Below are 10,605 nucleotides of genomic sequence, written 5' to 3' on the forward strand. Positions count from 1 at the left end.
GGTGTGTCCTTTCAGGAATGGATTTCCGTATTCAATGACGTCCATATATGTAAATTGAGTGATTACTCAACAATATATTTGAGCAATCACTCAAATGTGAACAACAAACAACAATGGAGAGGAGCAATGCGTATACATGGAAGAGCTATGCGCAGTCCGACAATCGGTACTTGCCTGCTTCAAGGAATTCTTGATCCGCTATACTAAAGGCACTCCTCACCACCTTGTCGACGGCGTCTTTCGATGTAGTAAGCGTCTGTACCATCTCGATCTCCTCATCAATAAGATGAACCAGAAATACTCCCTTTAAATCCACAAACAATAGAAGCTGTCGGGCCAGTTGTGATCTTTGGATCGCGATGTTGAGGGGAGCATTTTTGCCCTGAAGTTTGAAAACTTTATTGCGTAATTATTCAATATTTTCATTTCGTATGCGAAACAAAACGCCACAAACTTCGCCGCTGACATTTCTCGCCTTGGCGCTTCTTTAACCAGACATCAAAAGCCCCTACAAAGGCGGCATCGAAACAGTGCCGATTAAAGAAACCCTCATCACGACCCAAGCGCGGGTGTTAGGAAACGAAGGACCATTTCGTGGACTGTATTAAGTGTGCGTTAAGGTGCCACTATAGATGCGGGGCAACAGCACTGCGCACCTGTGATGTTAGCGTTTTTGCGCGGGTCTCTGAGCTGGATTGCGCATAGATGCGAAACTCAGGCGCGTTACCCGAAGGGCGCAGATGCACCACGTCACCGCTGTCGAAATCAACTCGCAACCCATCGGTCAGATCCACACTTTTGATGGCACCAAAGGGGGCAAAGAACGCTGTGCGATGATCTGTGTTTTCAATCAGATCGTTCAAAAAGATGGCGGCTTTGGCGCGGTCGATCTCTTGCAATCGATCCGCGGCTGTAAAGCACTGCGGCAAGGCAGTGACAAGTGCAGCTAAGGGAATGTCTTGCTGTTTGGCGGCAAATAACGGCGCGATGATGGGCAGCATGCAATCACGGGTGGGCAGGGCCGCAAGCGGCCCTAATAGCATCGCATCAAAGCCCAGCAAAAAGCCACCATTGGCCTCAAATCCCACACAGCGATCTGCGGGCGCTTTGGCTTTTTCCATCTCAGCAATCACAAAAGGCGATCCGATACGGGTCAAAACCACCTGATCGAACTCTGGACATCTGCGCACCATGTCGTTGGAAGACACTGGAGTGACCACGGTTTTTGCAGCCAAGACGCGCGCTGTCAAAACCCCAAGCACGTCGCCTGGAATGACTTTGCCTGTCGCATCGCTTAAAAGGGGACGGTCTGCATCGCCATCTGTTGAGGCCACCGCATCAAGAGCGTGATCTATGCTCCACTTGATGAGATTGGCTCGAGTTTGATCATCGACGGCTTCTGTGTCGACAGGAATAAATGTGTCTGAATTGGCCAACGGCACCACAACTGCACCGAGGTTTGTTAAGATGGTTTCAATCGTGTCGCGGGCGACGGACGAGTGGCGATAAACACCCACGCGCAGACCTTTGAGCGCCTGTGCGCCAAAGGCATCAATATAGCGTTTCACATAACGCGTCTCGGCCTCGGGCAAAGAGGTACGGGTGCCAAGGGGACCTGTGCGACGACTGCGTTTGGCATAGGCGGTATTGATCTTGGTCTCGTCGGCTTTGGAGATTTCGCCTTGGGGCACATAAAACTTCAACCCGTTGCGGTCCGCAGGGATGTGACTGCCTGTCACCATAATCGCGGCTGCTTCAGCAGACATAGACGCCAAGGCCAAAGCAGGCGTGCCAAGCGCGCCGCAGTCGACAACATCAACACCTGCGCTGAGGGCTGTGCGGCAAATCATTTGGGCGATATCAGGTGACGAAGGGCGCAAATCTTGGCCGATAAAGAGCGTGCTGCACTCGGGAACGGTTGTCAGAAAAGCATGTACGTAATCTGATACGACCTCTTCGGTTAAATCAATCACGAGGCCGCGCAAGCCACTGGTGCCAAAAGAGGGAGCCATATTAGAAAGCCTTTCGTCAGAGATTTTGTATGCCATGCGTCTTTAACAGCAATGCTAAGACTTCAAAATGCAAAGTGTGTTTAGATAAGAAACATAATGTCTTTATGTAAATATTATTTTGAAATTTCTATCGCCTTTTGTTATTTTCTCGAACAATCATTTATAAGATGGGGAAGCATGGCTGGCCCAACACTTGATCGAATATTTTTTAAGCAAAGGCGGGGTTAGAGACCATTAATGTGCCATTTAAATGCCGTTGCGCGCAAATGTATATTTTTTGAGCTGCTATATTATTTTCACGAATGCGCGTGTCACATTAGGATATTACTGATAAATGAACCGAATAAGTTGACCTAACGACAGGACGTATTTTTCTTATGAATTTAACACATATCACCCCGTTATTTTATGCGGTGGTTCTGGAACGCGGCTGTGGCCGTTATCGCGTAAAAGCTATCCTAAACAGTTTGTCCCTTTAGTTGATGAGCAAACCTTATTTCAGGCTTCGGCCAAGCGATTAAGCGGCGCGACTGATGCGCTGTCATTTACTGCACCTGCTGTTTTGACTGGGTCTGACTTTCGTTTCATTGTGACAGAACAATTGGCGGCCATCGGCATTGATCCGGGGGTTATTTTAATTGAACCTGAAGGGCGCAATACGGCACCAGCAATTTTAGCTGCGGCTTTGCATATCTCTCAAAGCGACCCAGAAGCCATCATGCTTGTTGCGCCGTCAGATCATGTTGTGCCTGACACAGAAGCTTTTCATGCGGCCATTGTCAAAGGCCTTGCTGCTGTTGAAGCAGGTAAACTTGTGACCTTCGGCATTAAGCCAACGCATGCAGAAACTGCGTATGGCTATCTTGAATTGGCGACCCAGCCCGATGTGTCGGGTGCAGCTGTCGATCTTAAACAATTTGTCGAAAAACCAGACGCAATTCGTGCCGCTGAAATGCTTGCCGCTTGTACATTTATGTGGAACGCAGGAATTTTCCTGTTTAAGGCCAAAGATATTGTGGCCGCTTTCGCTGAAAGCGCACCGCAACTGACGGCCCCCGTGACTGCTGCTGTGGACGGAGCTAAGATCGATCTTGGGTTCTTGCGCCTTGATGCGAATGCTTGGGCGAAAGCCGAAGATATTTCGATCGACTATGCTGTGATGGAGCGCGCTCCAAATTTGGCCGTTGTGCCCTTTGATGGCGGTTGGTCTGATTTGGGTGGTTGGGATGCGGTATGGCGCGAGCTTGGCCCCGATGCAAACGGCGTCGTAACCTCAGGTGATGCCACGGCGATTGAATGTGAAAACAGTCTTTTGCGATCTGACAGCGAGAACCTTGAGATTGTCGGCATTGGCTTGAAAAACGTGATGGCGATAGCAATGAATGATGCTGTTTTGGTCGCGGACATGTCGCGCGCGCAAGACGTAAAAAAAGCTGTGGAAGCTCTCAAAGCCAAAGGATCCGCTCAGGCGACAATGTTCCCCAAAGATCACCGACCTTGGGGCTGGTTTGAAAGCTTGGTTGTTGGCGGACGCTTTCAAGTGAAACGCATCCATGTACATCCAGGGGCGGCACTCAGTTTGCAGAGTCACTTCCACCGTTCAGAGCATTGGATCGTGGTTGAAGGTACGGCCCGCGTCACAATCGATGACGATGTGCGCCTTGTGACAGAAAATCAATCTGTCTACCTGCCTTTGGGCTGCGTTCATCGCATGGAAAACCCAGGCAAAATGCCAATGGTCTTGATTGAAGTGCAAACCGGCTCTTACGTCGGCGAAGACGACATTATTCGCTACGAAGATGTCTACTCGCGCGGCCAGGGCGCTAAAGGTTAATTAAAGGAATTAAAAGATGAAAGTAGCTATTTTTGGCTTGGGATATGTCGGCTTTACTGCAGCGTGCTGTATTTCTAGCGAAGGCCATGATGTCATTGGCGTCGATGTTAGTGATGCAAAAATCAATGATGTGAATGGGGGCATTCCACCATTTGAAGAACCAGGTCTTGCGGATTTGATGCAAAAAGGACGTACTGTTGGCAGCTTGCAAGCGACCAACAATACACAAACAGCTTTGCAAGGTGCCGATTTGGCGATTGTGTGTGTTGGCACGCCCTCAGGCCCTGATGGGGCGCATGACATGCGCTACATCATCGAAGTATCGCGCCAAATTGCGCAAGCTGCGGCGGAGTTGCAGCTTGAAAAGTTGACCGTTACATTCCGTTCGACCATGCGTCCCGGCACCATCCGCCATTTGATTATGCCCATCTTTGAAAGTGTTCTCGGGGCAGATTTTGCGAATAAAATTGAGTTGGTGTACAACCCTGAGTTCCTGCGTGAAGCCTTGGCGATTCAGGACTACTTCCATCCGTCAAAAATCGTCATTGGGACAAAAAATGGCACGCCATCCGCGATCATGGACGCGCTGCATGCAGGTATCGAGGCACCCGTCTTTTTGACTGGGTATGAAGAGGCCGAGATTACCAAATTTGTCGATAACTCTTGGCATGCGGTTAAGGTGGCTTTTGCCAATGAAGTCGGGCGTGTGTGCCAGCAGATGGATATTTCTGCAACCAAAGTGCATGAAATTTTTGTCTCTGATACCAAACTCAATATTTCACCATACTACACCCGTCCGGGTGGGGCGTTTGGGGGATCATGTCTTCCAAAAGATGTGCGCGCATTCCAATTTATTGCCAATGATGTTGGTGCAAACTTGCACCTGGTGGACAGCTTGTTGCGTTCAAACGAGGCGCATAAAAACCACCAATTCAATTATGTAATGTCTGAATTGGGAGCCGGTAAAAAGGTCCTTATGGTTGGTTTGGCATTTAAGGCAGATACAGATGATTTGCGTGAAAGCCCGAACGTGGATTTGGCCCGTAAGTTGCTTGGGGCTGGTGTGGAGCTTAAGGTCTTTGATCCTGCGCTTGATCCCGCAAAATTGCGTGGCCAAAACCTTGGCTATGCCTATGCAAACCTGCCGACCATTGATCAACTGTTGATTTCAAAAGAGATCGCAGAAGCGGGTGATTGGGACCTTGTTGTCGTGAATAATGCCACGGGAAAACAAATTGAACTGAGTGACCTGAAAATCATCAACACTGGATCAATCAAGTAACCTAAGCGGCTGCCTGACAGAAAATGAAAGACAATATTTTGGATACCGAAACTTCCAGCGCTCGTCACGAACAGAGCCTTGCCAACCTTGTGAATCCCACCGAACTGGCTGGGCGCAAAGTGCTTATAGTCGTAGAAAACTTGCCCGTTCCATTTGACAGACGGGTCTGGATGGAGGCGCGTACGCTTAAGGCGGCGGGGGCTGAGGTTTCGGTTATCTGTCCAAAGGGCAAAGGTTTTGACGCCTCAGAAGAAGTGATTGAGGGCATCAATGTCTACCGTCATTCCCTGCCACTTGATGCGTCAGGAGCCCTTGGATATCTGGTCGAATATGGGGCTGCTTTGTTCCATGAAACACGTCTTACACTTAAAGTGTGGCGTAGGCATGGGATTGACGTGATCCAAGGGTGTAACCCGCCAGATTTGATCTTTCTCGTGGCTGCGCCGCTTAAGCTGTTTGGTATCAAATATATTTTTGATCATCATGATATCAATCCTGAACTATACGAAGCCAAATTCAATCGCCGCGATTTCTTTTGGCGCTTGATGTGCCTGTTTGAAAAATGGACGTTCAAGACGGCGAATGTTTCTATTGCGACCAATCAAAGCTATCGCAACATTGCGGTTGAACGCGGTGGTATGAAGCCCGATGACGTCTTTATCGTGCGTTCAGGCCCCGATTTGACGCGACTCATCAAGCAGCCCTCCACTAAAAAATGGCACAACGGCCGCGATAAAATGTTGGGTTATGTGGGCGTGATGGGAGACCAAGAGGGCATTGATCTTTTGTTAGAAAGCCTGCGCTATCTTGTGAAAGACAAAGGCCGTGAAGATATTCAGCTGGTTCTTGTGGGGGGCGGGCCAAGCCTTGAGGCCCTCAAAACACTGGCCGCTGACCTTGAGCTTTCTGACTATGTGACCTTTGCGGGTCGCGCGCCAGACGCAGAATTGTTCGACGTTTTATCGAATGCAGATGTTTGCGTGAACCCCGATCGCGTCAATGCCATGAACGACAAATCAACCATGAATAAAATCTTGGAATACATGGCGTTTGAGCGTCCTATCGTGCAGTTTGACGTAACTGAAGGCCGTTTTTCCGCAGGGGAATCAAGTCTTTATGCGAAAGATAACGACACGATAGACTTTGCCCTGAAGGTTGAAGAACTGCTTGGTGACCCTGAGGCCTGTAAACGCATGGGCGAAGTGGGGCGTAAGCGTGTTGAGACAGAAATGGCGTGGCCTTTTCAAATCCCATCACTTCTCAACGCTTATAAACGCGCTTTGAAAATCACCTAAAGTTGTGAAACAAAAAGGGGCCGATGTCGCGGCCCCTTTTTATGTTTAATTAGCGTCGTATCCAAGCTGTTTGCCCGCATCAGGGAACACAGCGTCAAAACGCGCGCTGACTGCAGGCGTAAAATGTTCCCGCCATTGCCCCGATGAGGCATTGCGTATGTGCTTGTTCTTTTTAGCGCCCGCACTGCCCAGCGAGAAGTACTTGAACAAAGCGACAACCAGTCGTTTTTCGGTATCGCTGATCGGAAATCCCGACACAATTTTAGCAAAGTTGTCGGCGCTGCCTGGTCCCACAAGATCGCTATATTTCGCTTCGAAAATATTGTCGTGGCCTACCCAGTTCAGCATATCGCGGATGTTTTGACCGCCCGAATTGTCGATTTCAAACAGCAACCGTTCTTCGGTATCTTTTAAGGACAAGACATATTGATGATAGGACTTCCTGCCCAGGTCGTCACGGACATCATGCATCCAGCTTTCGGTGCCCTTCATGTGATAGAATGCTGCTGAAACCAAGAGATCGCGGGGGTCTCGGGTCACATGGATACCAGTCAGTGGGCGGGATGTTTTTGTCCAATCGAAATCTGAGTGATGGTCGATCAGTACGTCGGCTGAGTAGTCAATATCATCGCCACGCCCATAGCTGTAGCGCCGATTTGTGAGAGCGCTGAACACACGGAACACACGTGCCAGCAAGACTGTCAGAACCTTGTGGTGCGTCCCGATGCAAATTTGAATATCTGGTCGCGATTGCTTTTGGAAACGTGCTAAAAAGCCCGCCTTAAGAGCCAACCCTGCTAAAGATTTGGAGTTCATGAGAATATGCCATCCCCAGAAAAATTTATTTTTAAAATCGCTCAAAACGTTGCTCCTAAGATCATAAAATGCACATAGATCGGAGGTTTTTCTATAAGAAAGTCCGCCAACCAAGGCGATAAAGGTCAAATGTTTTATGGCGGATCAAACAGGGCGCGGCAACGGCGCTGAATTAGAATTCTGTAAAGCGTCACCAAATTAGAGCACCATAGGGCAAAACTGTTCAAAATTTAACGTTTCGCACAGGGGTTTAGCAGCGTTCTGTCAATAGGCGGACAATTAACACTTTGCTCATAAAACCAACAAAATACGTATTGCTATGCTGGCACCCTGTTTTGGCGCAGGATTGTTTGTATGGCCCAAAATTTGGAGTGCCTCATGACAAATCCGTTCAAAAATCGCAGCCTTTCTGTTTCTGGTCCTGCAACCGATATCAGTCCCATCGTTCCCAATGATGGTGTAGATTTGCCCAAGGTTGCAGTTTCACTTTTCGTTGAAACTGGGGGCACGATCGCGATGGTTACCGTGACTGGCGATACACGCACAGTAACAGTTTCTGACTACAGTATTTTGCCAGTGGGCATCATGCGCGTCCTGGCGACGGGAACGACAGCAGCAGGCATTCATGCTTTCACGGTGTCCTAATGTTCAATTTCGGGTTTACATTTAATGCCGTCGGGCAGCGTTCGACTAAAGGGCCGATCTCTTTGATCACGCCCAGCGGTCTAGGTGCCTTTGTTATTTTTTCTCGCGCCAGCACGGCCTATACCTATGATGCGACTGGCGATCTTGTGTCCGTTCCAATAGATACGCCGCGATTGGATCATGCCCCTTCATCGGGCAGTGTGTTGGGTACTTTGATTGAACCCGCGTCCACAAATATTTTCACGCATTCGGTTGCACGGGTCGCAGATTGGACATTCAATCAAGGTGCATATTCTGATGTAGCGCTTTATCCGCTGAGCCCGTTTCCGGGCATGTCTATTGCGTCGACTGGGGCAAGCTTTCATCGCACCAATCATCCTAATGTGCTGCTGCAAAGTGGCGTGACATATGCTATTTCAATCTGGTTCCAACCTGATACCTCCCCTAATTTCCGCCTATCGTTCCGGTCTATGAGCGGCAACCAAACGAACTGGGGTGGGACTTTTGCAGCGCCTCAGGCGCTGTCTCAAGGCGTGGCTGGCACCGTCTCTAGCTATGATCAAACAACGACTGTCGGGGGCAGTATCATGCTTCGGGTTTTGTTTACACCCAACGAGACCACAGATTACTCTATAGGGCTGGGCCCTTTCAGCGAGACCAGTGGCGCAAGCCTCACCGTGTTAGGGGCGCAGCTTGAGCAGGCTACACATCCAAGTTCCTATATTAATACGATAGGCACGAGCCAAACCCGTGCGCCTGATTTGATTGGAACATCGGGCCTTAACGGGACATATGATGTGCATGTGACGTATGGAGATAACACCAGCGAAACATTCGAGGCGCAGACTGTTTCAGATGGCTATTGGCCTACTCTGTCTCAGAACCATGTAAAATCTATGACAGCTAAACTGGTTTGACAAACACGCCTGCGGTCCCTGTCTTTCAGGACAGAGACCGCAGGTGACCAATAGATAACCCAATCAAAGGCTTTGGCGTTTTTTCTTTTTCAACAAGTTTCGAGCGCGACCTGAAAACTCTTGCCACAGCACATCTACGCTCTCGCGTTTGCTCGGCGCTCGCGGTTCGGTATGTAAAAGATCATAGCCCACAAGGCCGAGTAAATCACCAGTGCGGTGTTCAAATAATTCAATTTGGCGCTGGGTTAGAGTCGTTTTCCACTTGTCTAATGCCGATGTAGAAACGCCGGTTTTACCGTTTTCCTTAAGCAGCTTATGCGTGCTGGCGGAGCGACTTGGCAAAACCAACCCCCGCGCAAGCAACATGTCTTCTTCGAAGGAAATACCCAGAAAGTCGCTCAGGCGCTCCATTTCTTGTTCAGGTGCTGTCACGACGTTTTCGTATTTTAGGCGGATCACGGATTCTGGGTACTTTGCCTCTGCGGCCATCCCTGCAGCCAAGCGCAAAGCCCATGTATCAGCAACAGTCGTAATATGGCGTGGCCCCCAATCCATCCCAAGCCATGAGGCTGCCACAGCGCGACCATCGCGCACAAGGTGGATGAACTTCGCATCAGGGAACACGCGCAATAAGGCTTCAACTGACATAATGCAGTTTGGGGCATGATCAAGCCAGATGCGTTGCTCTGGGCGGTTGTGATGACGCCCATAAAGGGATGCTATCTTATGAATGAGAGTGGCATAATCTTGTGATGCTAAAATATCTTCGCGATCTTCTTGCGAGACAGGCATCTGCCACAGCCCAAATCGTCGATGTTCAAGAACATCTGCAGCAACGGACGAAATATCGCGCTGCGCTCCTGCGTATCGCGATATGAATTGGGCCTCTGGCAAACAATTGACATCTGAATGTCCACCAATCATTGAGGCCAGAAGAGTTGTTCCGGATCGATCACATCCGCCGACAAAAATTGGTCTTTTATCTAATTTTTCCATTATATTTTCTTCTTGCAAGAGCCTATTTTAAGATGGGCCCATCAGCTTTGAGGGCGGTTTAAACAAATCTGGATTGGCAGCACGCGCGGCATCTAGTTCCCGTTGCACATCCGCGATCCTGCGGGGCATCAGGCCCCGTGCTGCAGTACGCAGATCCTCACTGGATCGTACAGTCTCGCGCACAGCCTCAGCCAATGAATCGCTTGTTAGGTCACAAAAGACCCCCCCGTCTTCAAGCAGAGGTTCAGTCGTTTGTGATCTGTTTGTCAGTACAGGAACCCCAAGACTGACAGCTTCGTGGATGGCCATTTGCATGATGTTTGGACGATCCGACAATGTCACCACCGCTGTAGCGGCAGCCATTTCTTTGAAATAATCGGATCTGTCGATGAACCCGAGCAAGATCACATTTGCAGGTACATCTTCTGTCCGTCGTCAGGGTTTTTGGCACCAAAGGCGGCTTAAACTAAGAGAGAGTTCGGCTCATCTGGTTGGTTGCATTATGCGGCACGTTGTCTGTGATGCAAGCGTCGCGTTTCGAGCGTCTTTCGTTTGATCCTTTCCCTTTGTTGTAGAATGGCTTTGTCGCGTCCGAAGTAAACATCGGCGGGTGTGACGTTGTTGAGGCTCTCGTGATAGCGCTCATGATTGTAGTGGTCGACGAAGGCTTCGATCTGTGCTTCGAGGTCACCGGGCAAAAAATAGTTCTCCAGCAAGATGCGGTTTTTCAGAGTCTGGTGCCAACGCTCGATCTTGCCCTGAGTTTGCGGATGATAGGGGGCTCCGCGAGAATGCTTCATACCTTTGT

General features: G+C 49.4%; 9 protein-coding genes and 1 pseudogene. 5 read left to right on the forward strand and 5 right to left on the reverse strand.

The window, feature by feature from the left end:
- Nucleotides 1-626 precede the first annotated feature (626 nt).
- Complete coding sequence (locus BM025_RS11955) at nt 627-2,012, reverse strand: phosphomannomutase (protein WP_085848005.1); 1,386 nt, start codon at nt 2,010-2,012, stop codon at nt 627-629.
- Between the two features lie 430 nt (nt 2,013-2,442).
- Between BM025_RS11955 and BM025_RS11960 the strand changes: the two genes are divergently transcribed.
- The 3 genes from BM025_RS11960 to BM025_RS11970 are packed head-to-tail and all read left to right on the forward strand — an operon-like array spanning nt 2,443 to nt 6,423.
- The gene (locus tag BM025_RS11960) at nt 2,443-3,846 is read left to right on the forward strand and encodes a mannose-1-phosphate guanylyltransferase/mannose-6-phosphate isomerase (protein WP_244515668.1); all 1,404 of its coding nucleotides are present in this window, start codon (nt 2,443-2,445) and stop codon (nt 3,844-3,846) included.
- 16 nt (nt 3,847-3,862) lie between these two features.
- Entirely contained in the window at nt 3,863-5,128 is a 1,266-nt protein-coding gene (locus tag BM025_RS11965) for a nucleotide sugar dehydrogenase (protein ID WP_085848003.1), read from the forward strand.
- A 23-nt stretch (nt 5,129-5,151) separates the two neighbouring features.
- On the forward strand, nt 5,152-6,423 hold the full coding sequence (locus tag BM025_RS11970; protein ID WP_085848002.1) for a glycosyltransferase family 4 protein: 1,272 nt from the start codon (nt 5,152-5,154) through the stop codon (nt 6,421-6,423).
- A gap of 45 nt (nt 6,424-6,468) precedes the next feature.
- On the opposite strand, the gene BM025_RS11975 is transcribed toward BM025_RS11970, so the two are convergent.
- On the reverse strand, nt 6,469-7,368 hold the full coding sequence (locus tag BM025_RS11975; protein ID WP_139204567.1) for a hypothetical protein: 900 nt from the start codon (nt 7,366-7,368) through the stop codon (nt 6,469-6,471).
- 249 nt (nt 7,369-7,617) lie between these two features.
- Here BM025_RS11975 and BM025_RS11980 point away from each other — a divergent pair, with 249 nt between their 5' ends.
- Entirely contained in the window at nt 7,618-7,884 is a 267-nt protein-coding gene (locus tag BM025_RS11980) for a spike base protein, RCAP_Rcc01079 family (protein ID WP_085848000.1), read from the forward strand.
- Nucleotides 7,884-8,801 carry a phage head spike fiber domain-containing protein gene (locus BM025_RS11985; RefSeq protein ID WP_085847999.1) on the forward strand — a complete coding sequence of 306 codons (918 nt, stop codon included), beginning with the start codon at nt 7,884-7,886 and terminating at the stop codon, nt 8,799-8,801. The genes BM025_RS11980 and BM025_RS11985 overlap by 1 nt, the downstream gene beginning before the upstream one ends.
- Before the next feature lie 63 nt (nt 8,802-8,864).
- Here the strand turns inward: BM025_RS11985 and BM025_RS11990 are convergent, their stop codons facing one another.
- The 3 genes and pseudogenes from BM025_RS11990 to BM025_RS12000 all read right to left on the reverse strand — a co-directional run.
- Complete coding sequence (locus tag BM025_RS11990; RefSeq protein ID WP_085847998.1) at nt 8,865-9,797, reverse strand: sulfotransferase family protein; 933 nt, start codon at nt 9,795-9,797, stop codon at nt 8,865-8,867.
- 27 nt (nt 9,798-9,824) lie between these two features.
- Nucleotides 9,825-10,208 (reverse strand): annotated as a pseudogene (locus BM025_RS11995) (hypothetical protein); the annotation flags it as partial.
- Nucleotides 10,209-10,297: 89 nt separating this feature from the next.
- On the reverse strand, nt 10,298-10,605 hold a 308-nt coding region (locus BM025_RS12000), incomplete at its 5' end, for an integrase core domain-containing protein (protein ID WP_139204568.1).

The sequence above is a fragment of the Pacificibacter marinus genome, from assembly GCF_900109555.1.
Classification (GTDB): domain Bacteria; phylum Pseudomonadota; class Alphaproteobacteria; order Rhodobacterales; family Rhodobacteraceae; genus Celeribacter; species Celeribacter marinus_C.

Excerpts from the sequence above, each read along its gene's own strand:
- BM025_RS11955 (WP_085848005.1), bottom strand. The coding sequence starts at position 2,012 with ATGGCTCCCTCTTTTGGCACCAGTGGCTTGCGCGGCCTCGTGATTGAT.
- BM025_RS11965 (WP_085848003.1), top strand. The coding sequence starts at position 3,863 with ATGAAAGTAGCTATTTTTGGCTTGGGATATGTCGGCTTTACTGCAGCG.
- BM025_RS11970 (WP_085848002.1), top strand. The coding sequence starts at position 5,152 with ATGAAAGACAATATTTTGGATACCGAAACTTCCAGCGCTCGTCACGAA.
- BM025_RS11980 (WP_085848000.1), top strand. The coding sequence starts at position 7,618 with ATGACAAATCCGTTCAAAAATCGCAGCCTTTCTGTTTCTGGTCCTGCA.
- BM025_RS11985 (WP_085847999.1), top strand. The coding sequence starts at position 7,884 with ATGTTCAATTTCGGGTTTACATTTAATGCCGTCGGGCAGCGTTCGACT.
- BM025_RS11990 (WP_085847998.1), bottom strand. The coding sequence starts at position 9,797 with ATGGAAAAATTAGATAAAAGACCAATTTTTGTCGGCGGATGTGATCGA.